The sequence below is a fragment of the Macrococcus capreoli genome, assembly GCF_025628935.1.
GTDB classification, from domain to species: domain Bacteria; phylum Bacillota; class Bacilli; order Staphylococcales; family Staphylococcaceae; genus Macrococcoides; species Macrococcoides capreoli.
This window is the reverse complement of record NZ_JAOTIS010000001.1, coordinates 1-26,601: the sequence shown is the minus strand read 5'-3', so window position 1 is coordinate 26,601 and position 26,601 is coordinate 1. Positions and strand designations below refer to the sequence as shown.

Below are 26,601 nucleotides of genomic sequence, written 5' to 3'. Positions count from 1 at the left end.
AAATATAATATATTGTATCAATATAAAAAAAGACATGACCGATAAACGTAATATATCAGTCATGTCGCATCGTTATAAATTATTGATTTAAAGTCGTCCCATACGCTTGAGACCATGCATTATTCATCACTTGTGATGCTTCCTGTAATTTTTGATTATACTGTTCTTGTGTAATCGTTCCTGCATTAAACTCTGCCGATGCTTGTTGTTCAAGTTCTACCTTCTGTCTACCCGCTTCAGCAATCGCAAGTGTTATACAACCTTCCGGAATTTCACCACGAACATTTCTACAGAAGTCAACAAGTGATTGTTGCCCATTTTGACCTTCTTGTGTCGCAACTTCAGTCGTTTGAACCGGTGCTTCCGTTGTCACTTCTGTTGATGGGACCTCTGTCGTTGGCATTTCCGTTGTCGCCATTTCCGTCTGTGGTGCCTCAGTTGTCGGTGATTCCGTCGTGCTTTTTTCTTTTTTCATTTTGTTTTCTTTTATTTTTTTCTTTGCATCTTCTGATTTATGATTATCTTTTTTTGCTACTTCTTTTTTCAGTGTATCTTGCTCCTGCTTATCTTCTGCGCCGAAACATCCTGATAACAACACAGACAATATTGCAAATAACGCTATAAATTTCTTCATTATGTTTCCTCCAGGTTATCTAATAATCATCTTAATATTATCATATCATATTCACCTGGGAATGAAATTGTATTAATTAAACGTTTATACTAATACAGCAAACGTTCCTCTTCCATGCGTTGCATCACAATCTCCAACGGCACACATAAATCATCGGATAATTGCTCAAATATCTCTTGTCGTTCCATATCTGCCTGCTCTTTCGCGTACTTCGAAAGTAATACAAGCAGTAAGTTTCTTGGCATTAATATTTCTTTCGCAAATTTATTCGCAAGTATTTCCTGATTCTTCTTTAATATCCCGACTTGCGTCTTATCTTTCTTTATAATTGAAGGCGTAATATGACGTGTCAGAAAATAACCTAATCTTTTCGCCAAAGCATATCGCTGCTCTTTATCGTCTAATCCATCATTAATTCGAATCGTAAAGGTCAGCTGATCGAACTTTTCAGTTGGAGATGAGCCGTATGCAATATTAAATTGCTTCGCCTTGCATAACGATTCAATTTGAATATCATAACGATGATGGTGCGGTACAACATACGTCTTTAAATCGATAGAAGTAAAATAACTACGTACAAAATCATTAAATAATTCGTAATATGTATATTGCATCACAAAACCTCCAGGCTGAAAAAAATATATTTATATTACAATCATATTGTAATATAAATATCCATCTTATTCTATATTAATGATTGTTTTAATGCAAAATACATATTATTACTTTATCATTTATTTTTGTTGAATTTATGCGATATTTTCACCTATAGTATAGATTGTTACTGATTTTTATTATATAATTACCGAGTAATGAAAATATTGTTATATACCAGGAGGAAGTAGAATGAATTGTAAAAACTGTAATCACAAATTAGAACCGGGTGATTTATTTTGTGGCGAATGTGGTACGAAAGTAGAATCAAATGTTGAAGCCGTATCACCAAGAGTGAATATCGTAAATAACACGGATGAGGTACAGCAACAAACGACACAAAATGACAAAGCACAACAAGCTATCATTAACAAAGAGCTAGTGAATCAACAATCTAAAGAACTTGTTAATGAAGGTAAAGGATTTTTCGCAACTGCATTCAAAAATCATGATTTAGCATTTACGAATGGCGTTCATTTTTCGATTAAATTAACTGGCGCTTTAATCGGTATTGGTTTATTAATCATCGCATTATTATTAATGATTAAAATTCCAAGTGAAATTGCGATGTTCGGCATTTCAAAATCCAGCATTATCTTTAAATGTATTCTTTCTGCTCTCGTCTTCATCGCTTTAATTATTGGTGCAACATTTACAATCAGTAAGTTAATGATTAATCCCGCTTTAAAATTCACTAAAGTTGTATCAGATTTCGTATTAATTAATGTCTTTTCATTCATCTTCATCTTAGTTGGATTTCTCTTAATTATGATCAACACATTATCGTTTGGTACTGGTGTCCTAGTATTAGGTATCATGTTATTAGCGATTTCACCAATTTATTTAATCGGTAAATACTCTCAATTAACACAACCAAAAATCGCAAGTTTTTATGGTGTTATTATTTATATGATTATATTAGCAATCGTGCTAAGAATCTTTGGAGAGTCTATGATTGGTATGTTACAAGGTGTATTTACGCAATCTGTCAACAGTGCAGTAAATGGATTATTCAATAACTAATCATATGCGTATTTTTATCCTTAACGAATATTAATAACAGTGGAGGTAAATATGAAATACTGTAAAAACTGCGGTGCTGAAATAAAAAATAATCAAAAAGTATGTACGAAATGTGGTACAAAAATTGTACAAGATACAAGTGCATCTCAATCAAATACTACAACTATTCCAAATCAAAATACAGTTCAACAACCTATTCAAAATGAGCCAAAAATACCACGAGAACCAATGAGTAAAAAAACTAAAATTATTATTGGTAGTATCCTTGCTACGCTTGTCTTGCTCTTCATTTGCTTTAAGTTGATTGAATCAAGTTATCAACCAACAAAAGTTGGTGATAATATTGCAAGTGCAGTAAAAGACAAAAACTATAGTAAACTTGCTAAATTATTAACGAGTCACGACGAACCGATGACTGAGGATCAGGCAAAAGCTTATGTAAAGTACATCAATAATACAGAAGGCGCACAATCATTCTCTAATTTAATTAAAGATAGAACGAAAGAGTTAGAACAGTATGATAGTATGGAAACCGCGCTAGCTTTAGGAGAACACACAGTATTAAATATTTCAAAGAACGGCAAAGCCTTTGGCCTTTTTCAAAAGTATTCATTCCACGTTCCAACAGAAAAGCCATCACTTATTGCAATGGAAAATAGCGAATTAGAATACAAATATAAAGATAAAACAAAAAAAGCTGAACTTAAACAAAATGAAGTGACAAATTTAGAACCAATGCCAATTGGTGATTATGAAATGGATGCTACAAAAAAAGTAAACGATAAATCATTCAAAGGAAAAATACTAGTCAAAATGAGTGATAGTTTAAATGTTATGGAAAAGTTTGATTATGCGTATTTGCGTGTTATTTTAGATGGTACGTATGATATAGATTCAAGCAAAGTGCATTTAATCGTTAATGGCAAAAAGATAAAAAATGAATCAGGTGAATTTGTGGACCAAGTAGGACCATTCAAAGTCGGTGAAACAGTAAAAGTTAAAGCAGAAACTGATATCGATGGTAAAACTTTTGCAACGAAGGAAGTTGAAACAAAAGTTGAAAAACCTACTGACAGTTATCAAACTGTGAAATTATCGTTTGATGAAGATTTAATTAGTAAATATAAAGAAGATTTAGATGAGAAAGAAAGTAAGAAACGTGAAGAACAGTCTGACAGAACGACAATAAATTTATTAGATGAAGATTGGATAAACGATTACTTCTTCCATAACTATATTGCCGGCTATCACGATGTAAAAGTAGGTATGTCTAAAGATGAAGTTGAAGATTTACTAGGAAGCGAATCGGAATATATTGATTCATCTGATGATAAGTTTAAAGCTTATGGTAATATCGGCATTAAGTATAATAATGAAGACAAAGTAGAAACGATTGCCATTGTTCCAGATAGCTATTCTACCATTGATACTGAAGAAATTAAAGATAACTATGGTAATCATAAATATAAAGGAACGATTAAGAGCGGTGATACTGCATTATTCTTTGATGGAACACGTGGTAATTCATATGTTATCGTCGCAGTATTAGATGATAATGATGACTTAAAGTATATTTTCCAGAAGCCTGAAGAAGCAAGCGACCCTTGGGCGAAGTAATAAAATAGAGTAATCTTTATATAACAAATCCACCTCAATCTTGTCTTGATTGAAGGTGGATTTTTAACTCTAAAAATTAATTTTGGAGCAAACGAACAATCACATCATTCAAAAAAGCGATAGTACGCTTGCTATGAAATAAAATAAGAAAACGGCTGTATACTTCCAATACAGCCGCATCACTAAAATCTAAAAGTAATTTCTACCCTCTAATCATCCCAACGTTCTTCAATCTTGTAGAAATAAACTCAAGGATAAACGTTACGATTAGTACCATATACGTAATCATCCCAACTTCATTTAAATCGAAGTAGAACGCGCTTGCCATAAATAGTTCGTAACCAATTCCACCCGCTCCAGCTGCTGCACCCATCGCAACAGCTACACCAAAGTTGATTTCAAAGCGCAGGAACGTCCAGCTAATTAAATAACTCATCGTACTTGGTATCACAGCTGAGAACACGATATGCCACCAGTTCGCGCCACTTGCTTTCAGCGCTTCTATCGTATCGTTATCCACTTCTTCAAACGCTTCAGAATACGCCTTCACTAAATACGCAATACTATGGAACATCATACCAATTACAGCTGCAATCGATCCTAATCCTGCAGATATCGCAAAGATTAATACCCACAATACTGTCGGTACAGCACGAATCACCGCGATAAACACTTTAATGACATTCGATACCCATTGATTTGATAAATTCTTCGCCGCACCTAACGCTAGAAATAGTGATATCACTGCCCCTAATACCGTTGATAAAAAGGCTAACGATACCGTCTTCATCACCTGTATAAACGCCTCACCAAACGTTGTTGATGACAACGCTGGTAATAAAAACATTTGTTTCAAATTCTCAATCGTTGCGGGTATCGCTGTTTGAAAGTTCACACCTTTATAATCCAGCATTAAAAACCCGGCAATTGTAAACAACGTTAAAAATATGACCGCACCACGCGTCGATATATTTCTTCTGTTCAGCTTCGTAATCTTAATCTTTCCTTGTCCGTTCTTCTCAACAAATTGCGACATTATAACATCTCCCTTCTTAATGCGTTCGATATTAATTCAATCACAATAACCGTAATGACAATCGATAACGTAATCAATGTAATCATTTCATAATCCATTCGTTTATAGTACATATCAAATAAATAACCAATCCCTGACCCTGTTAAGATCCCAATCAATGTTGAACTTCTAATATTCGTTTCGATCATAAACAGAATCCAGCTCAACATTTGTGGTAAACTTTCCGGAATCACGGCTTTACTTACAATTTGAAAGTACGTTGCCCCTGTTGCCGTCAATGCTTCAACCGTATCTTTACTCGATTCATCAATCGTTTCAATAAACGCACGCACTAGAAATCCAAATGTCGCAAAAAATAACGCTAAATAACCTGTCACAGCATTCTGACCAAAGCTAATGACTAATACTAATGCCCATGCAACAATTGGAATATTACGAAATACAGAAGCAATCATACGTGCAATCACTGCAAGCACAGGATGAACTTGTGTCGCTTTTGAACCAAGCATCGCAAATAAACATGCAAAGACACTTGCAGTTGTCGTCGCAATAACTGATAAAATGATCGTCTCCCATAATACTTTCAGTACTTTCGGTAAATGCTCTAACGTTGAAGCACTAAAAAACATATGTTGAACCATCCACACTGCTGCAAGTGGTATCGTCTTAAATCCTGCAATATGATTATATTCACTAAATATACTCGCACCATATGTAAAGACTAATAGTACAATTATTAATAACGCAATCCTTAAATTTTTCTTTCTAAAATAATTCAACTGATTTAAATGCCCTGTACGATTCATTCCATCACCTACTCCGTAATTAAATCATCAGCTTCAGTGCCATAAATTTGTTGAATCACTAGATTATCCAGTCCGTCTGGTGCACCGTCATACACAATTTCACCAGCATTCAGACCGATAATGCGATCAGAGTATTTCTTCGCCACATCCACCTGGTGTAAGTTTACAATACACGTAATGCCCATCTCTTCAGTAATACGTTTTAAGTGATCCATAATCACTTTAGATGCGCCTGGATCAAGAGATGCAATTGGTTCGTCACATAATATTAATTTAGGTTCCTGAACTAATGCACGTGCAATACCGACACGTTGCTTCTGGCCACCTGAAAGCTCATCACAGCGTTTATAAATATGTTCACCAATCCCAAGTTGATTAATGACATCTACTGCATTTTGCTTTTCCGCTTCTGTGTATATATTAAACACACCTTGAAACGTCGACTTATGCCCGAAACGACCGTGTAATACGTTCTCAAATACCGATAAACGATTCACAAGATTATAATGTTGAAAGATCATACCAATTTGCGCACGTGCCGCTCTTAAATCTTTTTTATTTAACTTTTCAATCGCGACATCGTTAAATTGTATCGTCCCTTTATCAATTTCAATCATTCGATTAATTGTTCGTAGTAACGTTGATTTCCCGGCACCACTTGGTCCGATGATTGAAATAAATTCACCTTGTTTCACATTAAAGTTAATATCTTTTAAGATCATCTTTTGTTTATTGTACGATTTGAACACATGACTTAACGATAAGATTTGCTCACCAAACGTTTTAGCTGGTTGCGTTACTACAGTGTCATCTGTCCCTGATAAATCAAACACATACATTTCGTTAGTTGCACTTTGCACTGTATCATTACTCAATTTCGTAGTCATACTTTGCCTCCTAAAAGAAAATAGTGGGTCAGGACTTTCGTCACAATCCCACTATTAATAAGTTCATATTATTTCCCTAAATTTCTAATTTCATCGAACCATTTGTCATCTACTTCAACGAATCTTTCTTTACCTTTTTTCTTAAATAAACCAGCTTCTTTTGAATCCTCTGGTAAGAAGATTGTTTTGTCATTTGCAATTGCATCGCTCATTAATTCTTTTTTAATCTTGTTGATTTCATCTTCAGACATTGTTTCTTTATTCACTACGAATGGTGCATTTAATACTGGTGTAGATGATAATAAACCAAATTCTTTACCAGCATATTGTGTGAACGGCGCTTCAGCACCTTGTTTCACTTTGTAAATAGCACCTGCTTTGTTATCGTCACCTGATTTTAATTCTACATAGTTCGCTACACATGTATCACAGAATGCTGCAATATCAGCACGGCCTGCAAGTAAGTTAACTGCTGAACCTTGGTGTGAATCTCCAAATAATACTTCTTTGAATAATCCGCCACCTTCAGATAAATCTGTGTCTTTTAAGTCTTTGTATTTATCTTTTTCTTTAAAGTGTTTTACTAAGATTGATGATGGTACTTTAAATCCAGAAGTTGAAGATGGAGATACGAAACTCATTCTTTGTCCTTCAAATTTATCTAAGCTGTATTTCCCTTTACTTTCTTCGTATTTGCTCATATTTTCTGGTGTCACTGCGAACCAGCTGTTATACTTTGCATCGTCTTTTGTTCCTGATGGACCACTAGGTACTACTAATGGTTCAACATTTTTACTCTTATCTCTTGCTTGTATGTATCCTTCTGCTCCCATGAATGCTGCATTTGCTTTACCATTTGCAATCGTTTCAATCGCAATCGCATAATCAGTCGTTAATTTATGTTCTACTTTCTTACCTGTTGCTTTTTCGAAGATTTTACCGATTGCATCACGTGCACCCTTTAAATCTTTACCAGATTCATTTGGGTACCAAACAATAACAAACTTATCACTACCTGTTGATGAAGCTTTCTTGTCTCCTTTAGATGAATCGCCACATGCTGCAAGTGAAACCGTTAATAATAAAACTAAAAGTGATGCTAAAATTTTACGCATAAATATAAGCTCCTTTCGTGTTATACGTTTATTAAATCATATTTACACACGTAAAAAAGTCATTTTACAAACTATTAAGTAAAGATTTACAATCTATAAAATAAATTCATATCTGCTCAAAATTTCTTAATGTCGTCGTACAAAAACCTAACGGATAACTTGCACCAAACGTCCCGTGATAATCTGAACCACCTGTTTCAATTAAATCAAAATGTTTCACAAGTTCATGGCAGCGATAAATATCTTTCTCATTATGATCGTAGTGCCACGTCTCAATACCGTCGATACTACTGCGGTCTTCTGATAGTAAGTCATTAATTAAATCATACGAATTCAACTGTCCTGGATGGGCAATAACTACTTTTCCATTGTCTTGTTTAATTGCTCGAATCGCATCATATACGTCAACATAATTGATATCTTCTGCAGCGACGCCGTTGTTTTTGAACAGCTTCATGTACAGTGTTTGATAATCATGATGTGTATAAGGTACATTGATGAGCGCCTGCATAATATGTTGTTTATATAACGGATAGTGCTCTATGCGTTGTTGTATTAACGTTTCATTCACGCTATAGCCCGCTTGTCTAATTTGCTCAAGCTGCCACATTGAATGCGCATGACGTCGCTTTAACAACGGTCTCGTTAATGCATCAATATGTTCTGTTGTCGTATAGTTGTAACCTAATACATGCACTTTACGGTTGCGCTTAAAGTCATATGCTGAAATTTCAATGCCCGGAATAAGCGTTATGTTATAATCTTTCGCTGTCGGCAATGCGAGTGCATATGTTTCCGTCGTATCATGGTCGACAAATGACATCACTTTAATGCCCAACTGACTTGCCTGTTTCAAAATGTCTTCAATCGTATCTTTCCCGTCTGAAATATGACTATGCACATGTAGATCAATCATTAACCGCCACTCCTTTTAACGTCGCCATATCCAGCACCTCATCACATAATCCATCCATAAATTCCAGGTCATGAAATATACCGATTAACGTCGTACCGTTCTCCTTCAATCGTTCAATCGCTTCCCTCACCTTTAATTTCGACGCATGATCTAACGATGCTGTCGGTTCATCTAACAATAAAAGCGTTGGTGCTTTAACGACTGCTCTGGCAATATTAAGTCTTAATTTCTCACCGCCACTCATCGTGTTCGGATAGTTATCAAATAGTGTTTCATCAATACCAAAATGATGTAACGTCTTGATTGCTTCTGCCTTCGCAGTTTCGTAATCGATCCCCATTTCAAGTTGTGCATTGATGACAATATCTAATACACTCGTTCTCGGCATCACTTGCAAAAATTGTGACACATAACCGATATCATGTTTTCGAATATGCATCATTGTACGCTCATCACAAGTCGCTAAATCGACAGTTCCTAACGCCTTAGATTCAAATAGAATTTCACCTGCTGACGGCGTATACGTACGGTAAATACATTTGAGTATCGTCGACTTCCCACTACCACTTTTACCGATAATACCAAGAAACTTACCCGCTTCAACATGAAAATGAATATCGTGAATACCTGCAATTTGTTTATTCAGATGGTGAATTTGAAATGATTTGCTTAAATGATTAACGCTGAGCATAACGGGCACCTCGGTAATGATATTGATTGACGATTTTACCATCGATCATTGCGGTAGTAACAACCGGATATTGATCTTCCAGTCGTTCAATGATAATAATATCTGCAATTTTCCCTTGTTTAATTGAACCGAACTGATGATCAATGTTAACCGCTTCGGCCGGATTTAAAGTGACGAGCTGGAACATTTTGTGTAAATCATATCCGTATTGTTCGTGCAATTTAAAGACCGCATGCACTAACGCTGACGGATAGTAGTCCGAACACAACACAGTAATCGCATCTTCTCCGATGGCTTCTGCCGCTGATAAATTACCTGAGTGAGATCCACCAAGCATAACGTTCGGTGCACCAGCGACTGTGTGTAATCCTTCCTGACGCGCTTTTTTCGCAACGTCTAACGTAATCGGAAACTCAGAAATTGTCGTGCCTAATGATTTGGCGAAATCAATCTTTTCAATAGATTCATCATCATGACTCGCGATGGCAATGCCTTTATCTGTCGCGATTTGTGCTAAACGTTGCATATCGTCAAAGGTAATATGCGGGCGTGATTGATATTCCGTAATTAACGCATCGATTTCATCATCGTTTAAATCCTGATACCCTTTTATAGTGCGTCGATATTTCTCAATATCACGGTATTGACCTTGACCCGGCGTATGATCCATAAAGCTTAATAAATGAATTCTATCTGCTAACAGATGTTCTTCTAACATCGCAAGCTGTTCAACCGAATCAACTTCAAAACGTGCATGCATACGATGGCGCATTAAATGCTTTTCTGAATATGTGTTATCAATTTCACGGATTAATTTATCGACATTTTGCGGCTGACGAATCGGCTTATGACCGAATGCATCCTGTTTATAAATTGATAACGAATGATACATCGTCGTAATACCATGACTGAGTAATATACGCTCAGATTCACGAATACCAATATTAAAGTCCATTAATGCTGTCGGACGGGGAGCGATAATCCCTTCAATATAATCCGCATGAATATCGATGATTCCTGGTGCCACATACCCTCCGTTTGCATCGATAATTTCATAGTCATCACTAGCGACAACGTCTGATGCCGGAATCACTTGTTCAATCTTATTGTCTTTTATATAAAGTGCGTGGTCATGTAATAAGGTATCTTCTGCAACAATAATCCCATTCGTAATAATATACATTTACATCCTCCTATAATAGTGAATACACGAGTTGTTGTGTGTATTCGTGTTGTGGATCTTCTAATATCGCATCGGTTAAGCCACTTTCTATCACGCGACCATTCAGCATCACAAACGCTCGATCACTTAACATGCGAATGACCGCTAAATCATGACTGACAACAATCATGCTAATACCAAAGGTGCGCTGCAATACTTTAATTAAATCGAGTACATCCGCCTGTACTGATAAATCTAACCCCGTCGTAATTTCATCTAACAATAGTAATGGTGGATTGTTCGATAATGCCTTTGCAATTTGAACACGTTGCTGCATCCCACCTGAGAAATTTTTAGGTGATTCTTTCGCACGTCGGACTGGAATGTTAACTTTTTGCAGTAAATCATAACCTATATTACGCATCTTCTCGACGTTCATTTCTCCGCTGTCGATTAATTTCTCTGCAATGTTTGTAATGCTGGCAAAGTCCATGTTCAATCCTAATACAGGGTTTTGATACACCATGCCGAGCTGCGTGTTACGGATGGCACGTTTCTTTATCGATGGTAAAGTTAATAAATTATCACTTGAATATGACGGGATATAATATTCTCCTGACGTCGGCGTTTCATCAAAGTACAAACTTTTCATTAACGTACTTTTACCGCTGCCTGATTCGCCCACGATGCCGATAATTTCACCAGGATATAAATCAAATGACACGTCATTTAATGCATACACTGTATGACATTCCGGACAAATATTCTTCTCCAGATGAACGCCACCTTGACAATGTGAACATCCATCGCCGTATTGCTTAAATAAGTGCTTTACTGAAATTACAGGTGTTTCATTCATGCATCGCACCTCCGTTATTCATCGCCTGCAACATGTAACTTGTATCATTCGTTAAATAATACGTTTCACCTGTCACTTCGTCTTTTAATTCATCCATATATACGTTCGTTAAGCCAGATTTACGACACACTTTATTTGAGAAATCTTCAACTTCAAATGGATAATCTTCAAAGTGAAGACTTTCAACTTTCGTAAACGGTGGTACAGCATAAATCTTCTTTTCTCGACCTGCTCCGAGTAAGATGAGCGCTTCACTCATGTGCATCTTCTCATTATCAAATCGTGGGATTGGGCTCGGTGCCATCACATAACGATCATTCACCGTTACAGGGTAATCGGCATCAAGTGTGATATGGTTGTATTTCATAATTTGTTCGAACAGTCGAATATAGGCTCCGGAGTATGCCTGATCAGCGTGTAGTAATTTCGTTCGCTCTTCACTTGGCTCAATCATTCTTAACGGTTCAGGAATCGGCACTTGTAATACTAGCACTTGTTTGTCCTGTAATTTCACTTCAGGAATACGGTGGCGCGACTGAATGATTGTCGCTTCAGCCGTATTGATCGTTTCCTGCACACCTGTCGTCCCTACGACGAGTTTCTTAATGTTTACCGCGTTGACTGATTCGTCATTCCCCTGATCAATGACTTTCAATACGTCATTACGCTCGATGATAGACAATGTAATCTGGATACCACCCGTCCCCCAGCCACGTGCTATCGGTAATTCACGGGAAGCAAATGGTACTTGATAGCCTGGTATCGCGATTGCCTTTAAGATTGTGCGTCTAATTTCTTTCTTTGAATGTTCATCAAAGAATGCAAAGTGTCCCTCATAATGCATCGTTGTTCTCCTTCATCGTTTGACGTATACGGTCAAGCATCGATTGAAATGTGACGTAATGTGGCAGCTTCAAATGTGAAATGAAACCGGTCGATTCAACAGAATCAATATGAAGCAGTACAAATTCATCATCAGAAGTTGGTACATCAAAGTCCGGTTGATTTAAACTATGATCTAATATACTCATAGCAATTGTCTTCGTTTCATTTTGACCGAACGTAATACCGTAGCCGAGTTCAATCGTCATTTCATCGTGTTGTTCTTTCTGTTGTGATGGTTTATGTGAAGAATAGAAGCTCTCAACTTCTGTTAATTCAATATCCCCAATAAAATAACTGTCATCAGGGTTCTCTTCGTTCAGTACATATACCGGTTGCTCACCGACACGGAGTTCACCTATATTCGGGTGTGTTGAAAAGCCATAACCACGAATTTCTGCATAACCGAGTGCAGTGACTGCACCAGTTTGACCACGTGTTAATGACTGGAGAATTTGTGAGCGTGTTGCCGGGAACGTGATGGCTTTCTTCGTAATATCATCAGGTTGCGTGTTATTGATAGGCAACGCGTCATATAATCCAACAGAAGCTAAATAATCAATGACTTTCGGAAGTTGCGATAAATCGGCTGGAGTGTCTTCATTCATTAGCTTATTTTCTCGAGCTATTGGATTTACTTTCTCGTCTACTAAAGAAAAGTCTAACAATCGATGCGTAAAATCTGGTGAGGCACCAAGAATTTGTCCACCCGGAATATCTTTAAAACTTGCTGAAACACGACGTTCTACAAACATTGTTCTAGTATCCACTGTATTTGAATAATATAAACGTGGAAGTGTTGAACGATGGGCACGTAATAGAAAGACCGCTTCCTCCATATTGCCTTCAGATTGTTTGATTGCAAGTGCCGCTAAATCTCTATCGTAAAGTGATGCTTCAGACATAATTTGATTAATCATTTGTCGCATTGAAGCTTTAATGACTTGTATATCGGCAACGAGTGCTGAAGCAACTCTACGTTCATGTAATAACTGAATAGATGCTTCTATTGCTTCTGTGCCGCCTTTTACAGCAACGTAACCCATATTATTCAACCTCCTTAACGACTGTCGTACGTGGAATACACATCACTTGCGTATCGGTTACGAATATTAATTCAACACCGAGCGGGAACGACTGGCATAGTTGATGACGTACAGATAATAGTTCCTTTACACCTGGCAACGTAACATTTGTATGTGTTTGAATACCAGGACCCGTTAATTGATAAACATCACCTGACGTGAAATCATCAAGTTGAATAATCCATGTTGCACTCTGTTCCGGATCAGCATAAGTGCCGCAACGACTTGCGGTTAACCGTTCAGTATACTCAATTTCATGTTGTTTCATAATGATATAATCCGCTTCACCAATTGATGTATGACGGCAATTCATCAACATCTTTATTTCATCAATATCACCTTGCTGGCCATCCAGTAAATGAAACGTAACTTCATTATCGAGTAACGTCTGTAGTAACAAATACATTGTATTATGATAAGTCGTTTGATGCGCGATACCATCTACCGCATTGATTACACCCGGTTTACTTAATGCATCCATTACTTGTCTAAACATACGTGTCATTTCATGTACATACATTGTCATCCCTCACACATCCATCGTTTCAAAATCAACTTTAGTCTTCATAATTTCAGCTGTCTTATGTTTGATAACATCTTGTTCAGTCAATTCTAATCGCGCACACAGTTCATTTAATTCGTCTAAATAAATGCCCGCTTGATAACAACCATCAATAAACGCTAATGCTTCTGAAAGTTCATGACTACCATGTACAATACCAAGCCCTAACTTTCCATTGACGCGCATTTTCGTTTCACTAATCGTTACTTCACCCATATAGAATAAACTCTGTTGTGCAGTTTCTCGTACTTTCAGCATGACAACACCATCTGTCGGTTGAGAAACCATTTCGACATTTACCTGATCGCGAAACTTCTTGTAGAAATCAATCGCATCTTGATTACCGTAACGAATCAATAGTTCTGACCATCTTTTTCTGTTTAACATTATCATCCTCTCCTCATTAGCAATACTATCTTGTTGCCAAGTTGCTGTGTGTAAAGTTTCTGTAAAAATTATTAATACACAATAAAAAAGAAGATATGAATCACTTCATACCTTCTTGTATAATGGACCTTCAGTTATATCACCCTAAAATCCATCAACTCACTATAAATTTAAATAAATCCGTTCTATAAACCGTCTTAAAGCTATCTAAATAATGACCAGACGTATTCATCGTCATCGCTTCTAAAATTAACAATGGTACTAATGAATGACACTTTAAATGCTCTTGTTCTGACTTTAACGGGAAGCCAACACTACACTTTGTCTCAGTAGACTGGAGCCGATGATAACCTTGTGTCTGATAAAAGTGATACAACGAAGTAATCTCCTGCCCCATCTCACCAATAGATTTGAAACGCTCACCACTTACAATTGACGCATGCATTGCAACAGGAATCCCATGAACTAAACGTAAACGCTTGACCTCATAATAAGGACCATTCCCCAGAACTGATAATTCAGATGTCACCTCATCATCACGCAGGCATCTAAAACCAATATTCTCAGTTTTAAAATCATAACCCTGTTCAAGCATCTTATCCGTAAAACTTACCGTACCAGATAACGCTAACTCAATGACTGGCAACTTATCGCGATAGAATCTACCAATCCCTTGCTTCGAATGAATATACCCCATCTCTTCCAGCTGACTTAATACCTTTCTAACATCAACACGCGTCATACCATACTGCTCTGATAGTGTATGCTCACTCTCTAACTTCTTAGAATAATATTGCCCACTAATAACATTCTGTAACAAATCATTTAATAAATCATTTCCCACTTGAGCACCTCCGTTAGTACTAGTCTCGCACAAACGATGCATCATGAACACTCAACGTATCAGATACATAACGCTCTACTTTCATATGTAAATCATATTTCTCATGGAGAACAGAAATCTCATCCATCATCGGTGACGCATGATGCTTATCAATTGCAGATTGATCTGTCCAGCTATCAATTAATAACACCGTTTCACTATCATCTACAGAATAAAAATATTCATAACGTAAGTTCCCAGCCTGCGCTCTAATACGCTCCACAATACCCGATGAAACCATCTCGCGCATAAACGCACGCGCATTACCATGCTCACCAGTATAATAAATATTGACAGTAATCATATTAACCCACCTTCAAACGATTAAATTACCAAAATCAATTCACATCTATTATAGCATGGCTTATCTATTACACTAATGATGACATTTCAATGATTATCTTTTTATATTTAGGTTATATTAAAAGTAAATAAATCCAGGAGGTCATACAATGTGGACAATGAATGATTATCCGAATAGCTGGAGGAACTTCGATGAACTAGAACGCAAGAAAGCGATTGATATCGGCAATGCAATGCTCAAGCAAGGGTATAAAGAAGAAGATTTAATTCCAATCGCAACAAAGCAAGCACAGGATTGGTATAAAGATGCAAAGGACGAAGAACTTGAAACTTTAAAGCATTAGAAGATCACATTGCACAAAAAAGATGATTCAGTAAATACAGACTTAATCGACAATGATGTCGAAGTGTATTTCGAAGACGGTGTATGGAAAGTGAAAACTAAAAATGCAAAACGTGCAACAGGAACTTTCGATACAAAGAAAGAAGCTGTTGCACGTGCAAAAGAGATTGCTGATAACAGAGATTCAAAAGTGATTGAGTATAATAAGGGTGAGTAGATTAAATTCAATTTAATACATTAATGTTTACTAGGTAATGTCAAAAAATGAAACATGATTAAGATGAACACGATGTTCACACTCAATAACGATGGTATTAAAATATCAAAACGTGCTAATAGATAGATAAGTACAAAGACGACTATATTCGCTGGTAACCATGAGAGAAACAACAAAATGATTACAATAGGCGCCGTCTTTGTATCATTGATTCTTCTTACCATCAAAGCTAGCATGGCCAATCCATAAGGTATTTGGGTCAAAATAAAAGCAATCAACCAGGCCATTATTCCATCCGTTAATGGCTTCATCTTATATTTTACATCTGTATATCCTGGTAGACTGTCTGAATACCACACCGTGAAATAAAAGATAGTCGATCTTAAAATCATCAATATAACATAGATTAATATAAACACAAACAACTGTTTCAAGAAAGTTCTACGAGATATTTGGCCTTTGAAAGAAAAGATATTTTTAAGTGTTGTTCTCACAATTGCCTCCGATTAACAGTGAGTTATTTATTTTAATTATAGCGGCATTGAATGAACACATGCCACGCTTATGAGCAATATTAAATTGGGATGTTTATAGAAGAACTTGCGAATTATAAATAATAGATTTTTGTTTACACTTCCTAGAATATTAAAAAACTGAGAACCAGAGCATATCTCCCCTTTCTCTCAGTTTTTTTAAACGCCTTTTTATCTTATTTATATTCCTTCGCCACTTTAACAAACATTTCAAACCCTATACTAAACCCATCCTCGTTTAATCCAAATTTAGGATGGTGATGTGGATAATCAAAGTCTTCACTACCAGTTCCTATGAATATATACACACATGGTGCTACTTTGTTGTAGGCACTAAAGTCTTCTCCACCGAGCATTGGTGGTTCTGTTATGATATTATCGTAATCTCTTTTAGCAATATCCATAATAAATTGTGTATGCTCTGGATCATTATAGACTGCATCATATCCAATTGTATAATCAATCGTGTATGTAGCATCATTCGCAAGGGTTAGATATTCTAATAGTCTTTCAATATTCTCTTTTACAAATTGTCTATTCTCCTCAGTCGTCGTTCTTACTGATCCTCCAAGAAGAACTTTATCTGGTATGACATTTTCAGCACCTGTTGTTCCCGCCTGGAATACTGTATTAGAGACAACCACCGGGTCAAATGGATCTAATCTACGCGAAACGAGTGTCTGTAATTGCGTAACAAACTGACTTCCTATAACTACGGGATCAATACTTCTATGGGGCTGACTTGCATGTCCACCTTTTCCTTGAATCGTGATAGCATAAACATCCGAATTCGCACTTGCCGGTCCTGCTTTAATATCAATATGTCCCAATGGTAATGTTGCCCAAAGATGATGTCCATAAATAAAGTCAAAGTCTTTAAAGTAACCTGTTTCCACAAGTTCTCTTGCTCCGCCAGGTATCAGTTCTTCTGCATGCTGAAAGATACAGTGAATCTCATGATCTAATTCATCTATATGATCATTGAAATAAAATGCTGCGCCTAATAACAGCGCCGTATGTCCATCATGACCACAGGCATGCATCCATCCGTCTCTCTCTGATACAAAATCAATATCCGTTCTTTCTTCCTTGACAGGCAGTGCATCTATATCTGCACGTAATCCAATCTTTTTCTTACCGCCTTTATTGAATACCGCTACTGTACCCGTTTCAGTGAGTTCAATCACTTCACAATGCTCTAATTGATTTAAGTGTTCTCTAATATATTGTGCAGTTTCATATTCCTTAAATGCAGGTTCAGGATATTGATGTAGATAACGTCTTATCTTAATAATCTTGTCTTTATACTCATTATAATCACACATCCTACTTACCTCCTAAATGAATAGGACTACCAGGACCTACTGGAATACCTAAATAGAACCAAACTAAAAGTAATAACGTCCAGAAGATACCAAAAGCAATAGAGTAAGGCATAAGTGCTGCAATCATTGTACCGAGACCAATATTTTTATCATACTTTTGTGCATAAGACAGTAATAATGGTAAATAAGGCATCATTGGCGTGATTGGATTCGTAATAGAATCTCCTACACGATAAATGACTTGCGTAAACGCTGGATGAATCCCTAAAAGCATGAGCATCGGTACTAAAATAGGCGCTAGAATAGCCCATTTCGCTGAAGCACTTCCAATTAACATATTAATGAATGCTGATAAGATGAGTACACCTAAAATTAACACGACACCATTTTGCCCCTTTAATAGAGCCGCACCTTTAATCGCCACTATCGTACCTAAATTACTCCAAGTGAAAAAGGCTAACATCTGAGCTGCAAAGAAAACAATAACGATAAAACCACCCATAGAACTCATCGATTCAGCCAGCATCTCAGAGAACTTACGTGTCGAACGCATTGTTCCGGCCATATAACCATAGATTAATCCTGGTACTAAGAATAACAATGTAATAATGGGTACAATCCCGTTCATTAACGGAGAATCATCAATTAACGATCCTGTCTTAGCATTTCTTAGTAGCGCATGCTCTGGTACAGTAAGTAATATGAGTAATCCCATCAATAACAAGATACTAATATTCGCCCAAATCATCGCCTTACGTTCCTTTGGCGCAACATGCTCATTTGTTTCATCATTCGTGTATGTACCCTCATACTTTCCAAATCTCGGAATAACAATCTTACTTGTCACAAACCATGCAACGACAAGTAATAAAAACGTAGAAGCACATAAGAAATAATAGTTCATCGCCGCATTAACTTTAACACTACCATCAATTAACTTCGTCGCTGGTTCTGTGAATGATACTGCTAACGCATCTGTCATACCAATGACTAAACTCGCTGAGAATCCTCCTAGTGCTGCAGCATAAGCCATCGCAAGACCTGCAATCGGGTGATAACCTAGACGAATAAATACCATCGCAGCAATCGGGGGTAATACAATTGTCGCCGCATCTCCAGCTGCATTCCCTATAATACCAACAAAGATAATAATTGGAATGATAATCTTCTTCGGTGTCTTCTCAATCGTATATTTCATTAATGTTTCGAAATAACCGGTCTTTTCAGCAATACCGACACCAATCATTACAACAAGTACAAGCCCGAGTGGCGGGAATGCTGCAAAGTTTGGCACCGCTTCAGATATAATCTTTGCTATACCTTAAGGTGTCAGTAAATTGATTGCTTTAACTACTTTACCATCGGCAGGATTCTTTGCTTGTACTCCAAATAGACTTGCAATCCATGAAGTAATAAGTATTAAGCCACACAATGAAATAAAGATCACGACTGGATCTGGTAGCTTATTACCTGCACGTTCAATACCGTCCAGGAACTTATCCATAAACCCCTTTTTCTTTACGTTTTCATTCATTACATCTCCCCTTGTTTAATTAAGTGAAAATTCTGTTAAATAAATTTATAATACTATACTATCGATACTGTCTGGAGAATACAAATAATTATGTAAAGAAATATAAGGTAATATATACATTTTAATAGATTCAAATTAAAATAAGCTCATTCTCCAATTTAGAAAATGAGCTTACATTTATTGATTTAATTGTACTTTTACGCGTTCATCTTTCTTATGAAATTGCTGCTGAAGCATTATTTCAGAATAGGACAATTGAAAAGCAGTAAATAAAAATTTATTATAACGAATGACGTAACGCTTATAATCTTCATAATATGGATTTGATTTTGGACCGTTGGCTAACTTTTGTTTTGCATCTTTCGATAGTACAAACTTACTGTAATCTATTTTACCTGGTAAAGACTTAATAATTTTTATACCGGAATCATTTAAAGGAATCACATAGTTTCCTTTCAACACAAGATAATCATAACCATGTCATTGTTTACGTTCAACAACAGTTACTTTTTTACCTTTAGGTAAAGTGATCATTTTATCGCTTAACCTATTACCCGATAAAGCTTTTGTAGTTTTAGTAAGTACCGCTTCATAAGTTCTTGCACCGATTTTTAAATCACTTGGTTTCAAGGTAGCAGCATCAACATCATGAACTGTAATACCACTAATAACAAATGAACTAATTGCTAATACAGAAACGAATTTTTTCATCATAAACATCTCATATATTTTTTATTTACCTTCTTCTTTTACCATTTTTCCATTTACAATTTTATAAGTACCTTGAATTTCTAAATCTTGATTTCGGTATCAGATTTAGATTTTCCGTTTTCAAATAATCGTACCATTTGAAGTTTAAATTCTGGTGTAAATGTTCTTCTAGTTCTAGCCATAAATAAATCGTATAAAAAAGGAATGGATTTCTCCATTCCAAAAAAGTCTAACTTTTGGGGTTCACTTCAGTATTTATTAACAAACTTGTGCTTTTCACTTAAAATATTTATTTATATAATTCCTCTAAAAACAATGCACATGCACCTAGAGATGCTGCATTCTGTTTAAATGTGGAAACCTCAATTAATGTTTCTCCTACTTGAGATATCATTTCACTTCTATGAATAATCTCTTTTACTTTAGGCAGGAAGTATTCATTGGCATTTGAAATCCCGCCTGACAATATAATTTTGTCAGGATTTATTAAATGAATTAGATTTGTTATACCTATACCTAATACTAATCCAACTTCTTCAAATATTTGTTTTGCTTCTTTATTACCTTTGTCTGCAAGTTGTCTTAATTGTTTAGCAGACTCCTTTTCTTCAATTAGTTTTTTGGCTTTTGCTTTTTTTTCTATTGCCATTCCAGATATAAGTGTTTCTATACAACCATAATTTCCACAATCACACTTTATTCCTTCGTGGATATTAACAATCATATGTCCAAACTCTCCAGCTAGGCCTTGGCTTCCTCTAATCAATTTGCCATCCATAATAACACCAGATCCTACACCAGATCCTAAATTAATCAATACAAGATTTTGAAATGATTCATTACCATTAAACCAAACTTCACCTAGTACCATCGAACGAACATCATTTTCAACTTTTACTTTAACTTCGTATTTATCCTCTAAGATTTCTTTTAAAGGAATGTTTTTTAAGTTCAAATTAGGTGCAAATATTGCAACTCCATCTTCTGAATTAACAATACCATGCATTGCAATTCCAATACCTAAAACTTTATTTTTTTTAGAATAAGTAAATAATGTATCGATTATTTGCATCATACATTCTAAAAATTTTGTATTATCGATTGGCCTTGGTAATGTTATTTCTTCTTCAAATAGTATTTTACCATTCAAATCAGTAATAATTCCTAATACACGTTGTGATGATACGTCTAAACCAAAAATATGATGTCCACTATGATTTATCTTTAATAATTTCGGTTTACGCCCTCCTTGTGAGGCACCTAATTCTTCCGTTTCCATTACTAAATTTGATTCAATGAGCTCTTTAACGATTGCACTTACTGTAGGCGGTGTTAGAGATGTATCTTTTGCGATTTGAGCACGAGAAGTTACATCACATTGCCTAATATTATTAAGTATGAGGGATTTATTTGTTGATTTCATTTGTTTAAATGTTCCTCTATTCACTATTCTCCCCCTTAATTAATTATTTTATAGATTGTTTTAGAATAAAATTTTTCATCTTTCTTTAAAATTATATTCCCAAAATTACAATGGTTAATAGCATCAGGCAGCATTTGTGTTTCGAGTGTCACACCACCATATTGTACAAATTGAATTTTATCTTGTGTCGTATAATCTAGCATATTAGATGTGTACACCACAACACATTCTCTATCAGTAACCACTTCTACTTTAATGTTATTTAATTCATTTTCTAAAGTAAAGGTTTTTTCTTTTTTCTTTTCTAGGATGAATGGATGATCATAACCATTTACTAGTTTGTTATCTTGATCTTGATTATTGATGCCATTTGATAAAGAATTTTTATTTTTAAAATTGAAATTGTCACTTGTTTTTATCTTTCCTGTTGGAATCAATTGTTCATTTATTTCAGCAAACTCATTATGATTCAAAGTAAGATAATGATTATCAATTTTCTTAGTATAGTCTTGATTCAAATTAAAATAAACATGGTTGGTAGGATTGAACAAAGTATCTTTAGAAGATATTGCAAAATATTCAATCGTCCATGTATTGTCATTTGTTATTGTATGATGAACTTCAAATTGAATATCTCCAGGATAATGATCATCGGCTTCATATATATTTATGTTAAATTTTAATGTAATTGCATTCTCACGATGTATAATTTCTGTACTCCAGATTTTCTTGTCTATTGCATTTGTTCCACCATGTAAATGATTATTTCCATCATTACATTCAAGTTGATATGATTGATCATTAAGAACAAATTTACCTTTATCTATCCTACCAGCTACACGACCAACGGTTGCTCCAAAATAACCACCACTATTAATATAATCCTTTGCAGTATTAACAGATAGAATTATATTTGATTCTACATCCAATTTATTCGTTAATATTTTATGTACACGTGCACCAAAGTCAATAAAACTAAATATCATATTATCCGTTTCAATAATATATTCAGTTATTTTATTACCATGTAATTCATCAAATTTTTTCTCAGTTATATTCATCATTACACCTACTTAATTCTCATTTCAGTTTCTTTATCAAGGAAATGAAGTTTATTAATATCTAAGGCTAATTCGAAATATCCAAATTAAAGTCCTGTACTGCTTGGTACCCATCTTCATAAATCTTAAAAACATTTTCAAATTTAATGTTTGTCATTTTATTCACTCCTATTGATAATTTTTAGCTTTAGTTATATACTTAATTAAATTAATTAATTAAGTTTAATATAACATCTTTTTGAAAGAAATACAAAATAAATTTATAAGGAGAATATTGATATGACGGAAAATGTAATCGCTTTACTAAAATCTAGTTTTAATGATTTATTCAATGAGCAACCCGAGTTTTATTATTTTTCACCAGGTCGCATAAATTTAATTGGGGAACATTTAGATTATAACGGTGGACATGTTTTTCCAGCTGCTATTTCATTTGGAACTTATGCTGCTGTCTCAATTACTGATCATCCTATATTTAATTTCTACTCTCTTAATTTTAAAGAAGAACCAATTCATAGTATTCCAAATGAAGATTTAATATTTGATAAAAAACATAGTTGGACTAATTATGCTAAAGGTGTAATTAAATATATTGAGGAACAAACAAATACAACATTACCTAAAGGTTTAAATATTTGTGTTTATGGTAATATCCAAAATGGTGCCGGACTCTCTTCTTCCGCTTCATTAGAATTATTAATAGGTTATATCATTAATGATATATTCTCATTAAATCTTTCACAGCTCGATTTAATTAAAATTGGTCAACGTGTTGAAAATGAGTTTATTGGATTAAACAGCGGCATTATGGATCAATTTGCGATTGGTATGGGAAAAGAAAGCCATGCTATTTTATTAAATTGTAATGATTTGAGTTATGAATATGCTCCACTTCATTTAAAAAACTATTCACTTGTAATTATTAATAGTAATAAACGTCGTGAGCTATCAGATTCGAAATATAATGAACGTCGTGCAGAATGTGAATTGGCTTTACAAAAATTACAAACAAAACTTAATATCCAACATTTATGTGATTTAGATGTAAATACTTATGAACAAAATAAAAATCTCATTACAGATATAAATGCACAAAAACGTGCAAAACACGTAGTATATGAAAATACACGTACATTAGAAGCATTAAATGCATTACAAAATAATGATTTAACAGTTTTCGGAAAACTCATGAATGATAGTCACATTTCATTAAAAGAAGATTATGACGTAACAGGAAAAGAACTTGATACTATTTTTGAAAGTGCTATAGAACTTGACTATGTCTTAGGTTCAAGAATGACTGGCGCTGGATTTGGTGGTTGTGCAATTGCGCTTGTTCAATCTGATAAAATTAAAGACTTTAAAAATCATGTACACGCACAATATATGAAAGTTATTGGATATGAACCGGAATTTTATGAAGTAAATATTAGTGATGGTCCAAAAAAATTAAAGGAGTATAGATAATATGAAAATATTAGTATTAGGTGGCGCAGGTTATATCGGATCTCATGCAGTTTATAAATTAATCGAAAATAAATATGAAGTTGTTGTCGTTGATAATTTAATTACAGGACATAAGGCAGCAATTCACCCCGATGCATCATTTTATGAAGGTGACATACGCGATAAACTTTTCTTAAAATCAGTGTTTGAAAAAGAAAATATTAAAGGTGTTTTACACTTTGCAGCTTTCTCACTAGTTGGGGAATCTGTGAGTAATCCAATGAAATATTTCAACAATAATGTTTATGGTGCTCAAGTATTATTAGAACTTATGAATGAATACGATGTTAATTTTATTGTATTCAGTTCAACGGCAGCTACTTATGGAGAACCTAAAAATATTCCAATCACAGAAGAAGAACCAACTAGCCCTACTAATCCATATGGTGAATCAAAATTAATAATGGAGAAAATGATGAAGTGGAATGCAAATGCAACGGATTTAAACTTTGTAGCATTAAGATATTTTAACGTTGCAGGTGCTAAAGAATCAGGTGTTATTGGAGAAGATCACTCACCTGAAACACATTTGATTCCTATTGTTCTTGAAGCCGCCTTAGGTCAAAGACCACATGTGACAATCTTTGGTGATGATTATAAAACTCCTGATGGAACTTGTATTCGCGACTACATTCATGTCGAAGATTTAGTAGATGCACATATACTAGCACTAGAGTATTTATTTAATGGTGGTAAAAGTGATGTATTTAATTTAGGTAGCAGCCAAGGCTTCTCAGTTAAAGAAATCGTTGATTCCGTTGAGAAAGTCACAGGTATTGAGATTAATAAAGTGATAGGAGAACGTCGCGCTGGAGATCCAAGTACGCTTATTGCAAGTGCTGATAAAGCTAAGAATATTTTGAAATGGAATCCAACACGTACGCAAATTGACAAAATAATTACAGATGCATGGAACTGGCACTCAAATAATCCAAAAGGATGGGATGATAAATAATGATAGAACAACATATCAACACACTCATTCAATTAGTATCAAAAGAACTCAACTTAGACAAACGCAACTTCATCTATTATAAAAATAAAATAGCAGGCATTTGTAATATCAATCCAATAGGAATATCAAATACTTTATCTAATCAAAGTATCCCCGAAACAATTGATTCAATAATAGAACAACTTGTAAATGAAAATATCATTGAAAATCTATTTGATATTAAAGAAATGAAAGCTGCTGAAATTATGGATGTATTTATAGGGTTACCCACAGAAATAGAAAATACATTCTATACACTAAAAAAAGAAAATCCTTTAAAAGCTACAGACTATTTTTATCATTTAAGTCAAGTGAGTAATTATATTCAAACAAATCGTATTAAAAATAATATTCATTATAAATCATCAACAAAATACGGTGATTTAGACATAACAATTAACTTATCTAAACCAGAAAAAGATCCAAAAGAAATAAAAAGGCTTAAAGAATTAGCTGAAACTAGTACAGTAGTTACTGATTATCCGAAATGCATGTTATGTATTGAGAACGAAGGATTTTATGGAAGAATGAACTATCCAGCAAGAAGTAATCATCGCATTATTGAGTTGTCATTGAATAATGAATCTTGGTTTTTCCAATATTCTCCATATTCATACTACAACGAACATGCAATAGTTCTTTCCAAGTCACATACGCCAATGCAGATCAATAAAGATACATTTACGCGACTTATCGAATTTGTAGAGCAATTTCCTCATTATTTTATCGGTTCGAATGCAGACTTGCCTATTGTAGGAGGATCAATGCTAACACACGATCATTACCAGGCAGGACATTTCGAATTTGCCATGGATAAAGCAAAAGATATTTATTGTTTTAAATTAGAAAGTTATCCTGAAGTTCAATTTAGTATCATTGAATGGCCTCTATCCGTTATACGTTTAAAAGGCCAAGATAAAACATCAATTATTGAAGCTGCAAATCATATTTTAAATACTTGGAAAACTTATAGCGACGAGGATAATAATATTATCGCACATACAGATCAACCACATAATACGATTACACCGATTGCACGTATTAGAAATAATCAATTTGAATTAGATTTAGTTCTTAGAAACAATCGAACATCAGATGAATTTCCAATGGGAATATTCCATCCTCATGAAGAACATCATCATATAAAGAAAGAAAACATTGGTCTCATTGAAGTTATGGGATTAGCAGTATTACCTGCACGTTTAAAACAAGATATTCAGGATATTAAAGCACACTTGAAGAACAATGCATTACCTTATAATCCTATTCATCAAGAGTGGGTATCAACTTTCGATATAAAAGATGAAGACATCAATCAATATGTTGACAGAGCATTAGGCCATAAATTTGCTGAGATACTTCAGGATGCAGGTGTCTTTAAACATTTAGATGAATTTAAAAGATTCTTGTTACAACTTTAATACACAAAAAAGTGATGGCAAAGCCATCACT

The 26,601-nt window shown here is 34.8% G+C and carries 26 protein-coding genes and 2 pseudogenes; 6 read left to right on the top strand and 22 right to left on the bottom strand.

Going from position 1 to position 26,601, the window contains the following annotated elements; genetic code table 11:
- Positions 1-79: 79 nt before the first annotated feature.
- Positions 80-634, bottom strand: coding sequence for a hypothetical protein (locus OCL94_RS00140; protein ID WP_262993311.1), 555 nt, complete (start codon positions 632-634; stop codon positions 80-82).
- 89 nt (positions 635-723) lie between these two features.
- Positions 724-1,248 (bottom strand): ImmA/IrrE family metallo-endopeptidase, encoded by a 525-nt coding sequence (locus OCL94_RS00135; protein WP_262993308.1) that lies wholly within the window; start codon positions 1,246-1,248, stop codon positions 724-726.
- Between the two features lie 232 nt (positions 1,249-1,480).
- Here OCL94_RS00135 and OCL94_RS00130 point away from each other — a divergent pair, with 232 nt between their 5' ends.
- Positions 1,481-2,311 (top strand): zinc ribbon domain-containing protein, encoded by an 831-nt coding sequence (locus OCL94_RS00130; protein WP_262993307.1) that lies wholly within the window; start codon positions 1,481-1,483, stop codon positions 2,309-2,311.
- Positions 2,312-2,362: 51 nt separating this feature from the next.
- Positions 2,363-3,928: a TcaA second domain-containing protein gene (locus tag OCL94_RS00125; protein WP_262993306.1), complete on the top strand. Its 1,566-nt coding sequence runs from the start codon at positions 2,363-2,365 to the stop codon at positions 3,926-3,928.
- Between the two features lie 202 nt (positions 3,929-4,130).
- On the opposite strand, the gene OCL94_RS00120 is transcribed toward OCL94_RS00125, so the two are convergent.
- The 14 genes from OCL94_RS00120 to OCL94_RS00055 all read right to left on the bottom strand — a co-directional run bounded on the left by OCL94_RS00120 (position 4,131) and on the right by OCL94_RS00055 (position 15,503).
- Positions 4,131-4,964 carry a PhnE/PtxC family ABC transporter permease gene (locus OCL94_RS00120; protein WP_262993304.1) on the bottom strand — a complete coding sequence of 278 codons (834 nt, stop codon included), beginning with the start codon at positions 4,962-4,964 and terminating at the stop codon, positions 4,131-4,133.
- A complete protein-coding gene (locus OCL94_RS00115; RefSeq protein ID WP_262993303.1) occupies positions 4,964-5,770 on the bottom strand; it encodes a PhnE/PtxC family ABC transporter permease in 807 nt (268 codons plus the stop codon). Before OCL94_RS00115 ends, OCL94_RS00120 begins: the two co-directional genes overlap by 1 nt.
- A gap of 8 nt (positions 5,771-5,778) precedes the next feature.
- Positions 5,779-6,657, bottom strand: a complete 879-nt coding sequence (phnC, locus tag OCL94_RS00110) for a phosphonate ABC transporter ATP-binding protein (protein WP_262993300.1) — start codon at positions 6,655-6,657, stop codon at positions 5,779-5,781.
- A gap of 68 nt (positions 6,658-6,725) precedes the next feature.
- Positions 6,726-7,772, bottom strand: a complete 1,047-nt coding sequence (locus OCL94_RS00105) for a phosphate/phosphite/phosphonate ABC transporter substrate-binding protein (protein ID WP_262993297.1) — start codon at positions 7,770-7,772, stop codon at positions 6,726-6,728.
- Between the two features lie 106 nt (positions 7,773-7,878).
- Entirely contained in the window at positions 7,879-8,688 is an 810-nt protein-coding gene (locus tag OCL94_RS00100; RefSeq protein ID WP_262993295.1) for a PHP domain-containing protein, read from the bottom strand.
- Positions 8,681-9,379 carry a phosphonate C-P lyase system protein PhnL gene (locus tag OCL94_RS00095; protein ID WP_262993293.1) on the bottom strand — a complete coding sequence of 233 codons (699 nt, stop codon included), beginning with the start codon at positions 9,377-9,379 and terminating at the stop codon, positions 8,681-8,683. The genes OCL94_RS00100 and OCL94_RS00095 overlap by 8 nt, the downstream gene beginning before the upstream one ends.
- The gene (gene phnM, locus OCL94_RS00090; RefSeq protein ID WP_262993291.1) at positions 9,366-10,562 is read right to left on the bottom strand and encodes a phosphonate metabolism protein PhnM; all 1,197 of its coding nucleotides are present in this window, start codon (positions 10,560-10,562) and stop codon (positions 9,366-9,368) included. Before phnM ends, OCL94_RS00095 begins: the two co-directional genes overlap by 14 nt.
- A 10-nt stretch (positions 10,563-10,572) precedes the next feature.
- The gene (locus OCL94_RS00085) at positions 10,573-11,400 is read right to left on the bottom strand and encodes an ATP-binding cassette domain-containing protein (protein WP_262993289.1); all 828 of its coding nucleotides are present in this window, start codon (positions 11,398-11,400) and stop codon (positions 10,573-10,575) included.
- The gene (locus OCL94_RS00080) at positions 11,393-12,244 is read right to left on the bottom strand and encodes an alpha-D-ribose 1-methylphosphonate 5-phosphate C-P-lyase PhnJ (protein ID WP_262993287.1); all 852 of its coding nucleotides are present in this window, start codon (positions 12,242-12,244) and stop codon (positions 11,393-11,395) included. Before OCL94_RS00080 ends, OCL94_RS00085 begins: the two co-directional genes overlap by 8 nt.
- Positions 12,234-13,328 carry a carbon-phosphorus lyase complex subunit PhnI gene (locus tag OCL94_RS00075; RefSeq protein WP_262993286.1) on the bottom strand — a complete coding sequence of 365 codons (1,095 nt, stop codon included), beginning with the start codon at positions 13,326-13,328 and terminating at the stop codon, positions 12,234-12,236. Before OCL94_RS00075 ends, OCL94_RS00080 begins: the two co-directional genes overlap by 11 nt.
- Before the next feature lies 1 nt (position 13,329).
- The gene (phnH, locus tag OCL94_RS00070) at positions 13,330-13,893 is read right to left on the bottom strand and encodes a phosphonate C-P lyase system protein PhnH (protein ID WP_262993284.1); all 564 of its coding nucleotides are present in this window, start codon (positions 13,891-13,893) and stop codon (positions 13,330-13,332) included.
- 3 nt (positions 13,894-13,896) lie between these two features.
- Entirely contained in the window at positions 13,897-14,316 is a 420-nt protein-coding gene (gene phnG / locus OCL94_RS00065; protein WP_262993282.1) for a phosphonate C-P lyase system protein PhnG, read from the bottom strand.
- A gap of 154 nt (positions 14,317-14,470) precedes the next feature.
- Positions 14,471-15,160 carry a GntR family transcriptional regulator gene (locus tag OCL94_RS00060; protein ID WP_262993280.1) on the bottom strand — a complete coding sequence of 230 codons (690 nt, stop codon included), beginning with the start codon at positions 15,158-15,160 and terminating at the stop codon, positions 14,471-14,473.
- Positions 15,161-15,179: 19 nt separating this feature from the next.
- Entirely contained in the window at positions 15,180-15,503 is a 324-nt protein-coding gene (locus tag OCL94_RS00055) for a putative quinol monooxygenase (protein ID WP_262993279.1), read from the bottom strand.
- Between the two features lie 148 nt (positions 15,504-15,651).
- Between OCL94_RS00055 and OCL94_RS00050 the strand changes: the two are divergent.
- A pseudogene (locus tag OCL94_RS00050) lies at positions 15,652-16,062 on the top strand (DUF2188 domain-containing protein).
- A 709-nt stretch (positions 16,063-16,771) separates the two neighbouring features.
- On the opposite strand, the gene OCL94_RS00045 reads toward OCL94_RS00050, so the two are convergent.
- From OCL94_RS00045 to OCL94_RS00020, 6 genes and pseudogenes are all read right to left on the bottom strand, one after another.
- The gene (locus OCL94_RS00045; protein WP_262993277.1) at positions 16,772-17,920 is read right to left on the bottom strand and encodes a M20 metallopeptidase family protein; all 1,149 of its coding nucleotides are present in this window, start codon (positions 17,918-17,920) and stop codon (positions 16,772-16,774) included.
- A 1-nt stretch (position 17,921) separates the two neighbouring features.
- Positions 17,922-19,454: pseudogene (locus OCL94_RS00040) on the bottom strand (AbgT family transporter).
- Positions 19,455-19,631: 177 nt separating this feature from the next.
- Positions 19,632-19,898 (bottom strand): hypothetical protein, encoded by a 267-nt coding sequence (locus tag OCL94_RS00035; protein ID WP_262993276.1) that lies wholly within the window; start codon positions 19,896-19,898, stop codon positions 19,632-19,634.
- A gap of 36 nt (positions 19,899-19,934) precedes the next feature.
- Positions 19,935-20,168: a hypothetical protein gene (locus tag OCL94_RS00030; RefSeq protein ID WP_262993274.1), complete on the bottom strand. Its 234-nt coding sequence runs from the start codon at positions 20,166-20,168 to the stop codon at positions 19,935-19,937.
- A gap of 286 nt (positions 20,169-20,454) precedes the next feature.
- Positions 20,455-21,612: an ROK family transcriptional regulator gene (locus OCL94_RS00025; RefSeq protein WP_262993272.1), complete on the bottom strand. Its 1,158-nt coding sequence runs from the start codon at positions 21,610-21,612 to the stop codon at positions 20,455-20,457.
- Positions 21,613-21,623: 11 nt separating this feature from the next.
- Positions 21,624-22,649 carry an aldose epimerase family protein gene (locus tag OCL94_RS00020; protein ID WP_262993270.1) on the bottom strand — a complete coding sequence of 342 codons (1,026 nt, stop codon included), beginning with the start codon at positions 22,647-22,649 and terminating at the stop codon, positions 21,624-21,626.
- Positions 22,650-22,928: 279 nt separating this feature from the next.
- On the opposite strand from OCL94_RS00020, the gene OCL94_RS00015 reads away from it, so the two are divergent.
- The 3 genes from OCL94_RS00015 to OCL94_RS00005 are packed head-to-tail and all read left to right on the top strand — an operon-like array spanning position 22,929 to position 26,570.
- Entirely contained in the window at positions 22,929-24,116 is a 1,188-nt protein-coding gene (locus tag OCL94_RS00015; protein ID WP_262993268.1) for a galactokinase, read from the top strand.
- Position 24,117: 1 nt separating this feature from the next.
- A complete protein-coding gene (gene galE, locus OCL94_RS00010; protein ID WP_262993266.1) occupies positions 24,118-25,110 on the top strand; it encodes a UDP-glucose 4-epimerase GalE in 993 nt (330 codons plus the stop codon).
- On the top strand, positions 25,110-26,570 hold the full coding sequence (locus OCL94_RS00005) for a UDP-glucose--hexose-1-phosphate uridylyltransferase (RefSeq protein WP_262993264.1): 1,461 nt from the start codon (positions 25,110-25,112) through the stop codon (positions 26,568-26,570). The genes galE and OCL94_RS00005 overlap by 1 nt, the downstream gene beginning before the upstream one ends.
- Positions 26,571-26,601 lie beyond the last annotated feature (31 nt).

Bases quoted from the DNA above. Each gene is read 5' to 3' on its own strand.
- OCL94_RS00140 (WP_262993311.1), bottom strand. From the start codon at position 634: ATGAAGAAATTTATAGCGTTATTTGCAATATTGTCTGTGTTGTTATCA.
- OCL94_RS00135 (WP_262993308.1), bottom strand. From the start codon at position 1,248: ATGCAATATACATATTACGAATTATTTAATGATTTTGTACGTAGTTAT.
- OCL94_RS00130 (WP_262993307.1), top strand. From the start codon at position 1,481: ATGAATTGTAAAAACTGTAATCACAAATTAGAACCGGGTGATTTATTT.
- OCL94_RS00125 (WP_262993306.1), top strand. From the start codon at position 2,363: ATGAAATACTGTAAAAACTGCGGTGCTGAAATAAAAAATAATCAAAAA.
- OCL94_RS00120 (WP_262993304.1), bottom strand. From the start codon at position 4,964: ATGTCGCAATTTGTTGAGAAGAACGGACAAGGAAAGATTAAGATTACG.
- OCL94_RS00115 (WP_262993303.1), bottom strand. From the start codon at position 5,770: ATGAATCGTACAGGGCATTTAAATCAGTTGAATTATTTTAGAAAGAAA.
- phnC (WP_262993300.1), bottom strand. From the start codon at position 6,657: ATGACTACGAAATTGAGTAATGATACAGTGCAAAGTGCAACTAACGAA.
- OCL94_RS00105 (WP_262993297.1), bottom strand. From the start codon at position 7,772: ATGCGTAAAATTTTAGCATCACTTTTAGTTTTATTATTAACGGTTTCA.
- OCL94_RS00100 (WP_262993295.1), bottom strand. From the start codon at position 8,688: ATGATTGATCTACATGTGCATAGTCATATTTCAGACGGGAAAGATACG.
- OCL94_RS00095 (WP_262993293.1), bottom strand. From the start codon at position 9,379: ATGCTCAGCGTTAATCATTTAAGCAAATCATTTCAAATTCACCATCTG.
- phnM (WP_262993291.1), bottom strand. From the start codon at position 10,562: ATGTATATTATTACGAATGGGATTATTGTTGCAGAAGATACCTTATTA.
- OCL94_RS00085 (WP_262993289.1), bottom strand. From the start codon at position 11,400: ATGAATGAAACACCTGTAATTTCAGTAAAGCACTTATTTAAGCAATAC.
- OCL94_RS00080 (WP_262993287.1), bottom strand. From the start codon at position 12,244: ATGCATTATGAGGGACACTTTGCATTCTTTGATGAACATTCAAAGAAA.
- OCL94_RS00075 (WP_262993286.1), bottom strand. From the start codon at position 13,328: ATGGGTTACGTTGCTGTAAAAGGCGGCACAGAAGCAATAGAAGCATCT.
- phnH (WP_262993284.1), bottom strand. From the start codon at position 13,893: ATGACAATGTATGTACATGAAATGACACGTATGTTTAGACAAGTAATG.
- phnG (WP_262993282.1), bottom strand. From the start codon at position 14,316: ATGTTAAACAGAAAAAGATGGTCAGAACTATTGATTCGTTACGGTAAT.
- OCL94_RS00055 (WP_262993279.1), bottom strand. From the start codon at position 15,503: ATGATTACTGTCAATATTTATTATACTGGTGAGCATGGTAATGCGCGT.
- OCL94_RS00045 (WP_262993277.1), bottom strand. From the start codon at position 17,920: ATGTGTGATTATAATGAGTATAAAGACAAGATTATTAAGATAAGACGT.
- OCL94_RS00030 (WP_262993274.1), bottom strand. From the start codon at position 20,168: ATGATGAAAAAATTCGTTTCTGTATTAGCAATTAGTTCATTTGTTATT.
- OCL94_RS00020 (WP_262993270.1), bottom strand. From the start codon at position 22,649: ATGAATATAACTGAGAAAAAATTTGATGAATTACATGGTAATAAAATA.
- OCL94_RS00015 (WP_262993268.1), top strand. From the start codon at position 22,929: ATGACGGAAAATGTAATCGCTTTACTAAAATCTAGTTTTAATGATTTA.
- galE (WP_262993266.1), top strand. From the start codon at position 24,118: ATGAAAATATTAGTATTAGGTGGCGCAGGTTATATCGGATCTCATGCA.
- OCL94_RS00005 (WP_262993264.1), top strand. From the start codon at position 25,110: ATGATAGAACAACATATCAACACACTCATTCAATTAGTATCAAAAGAA.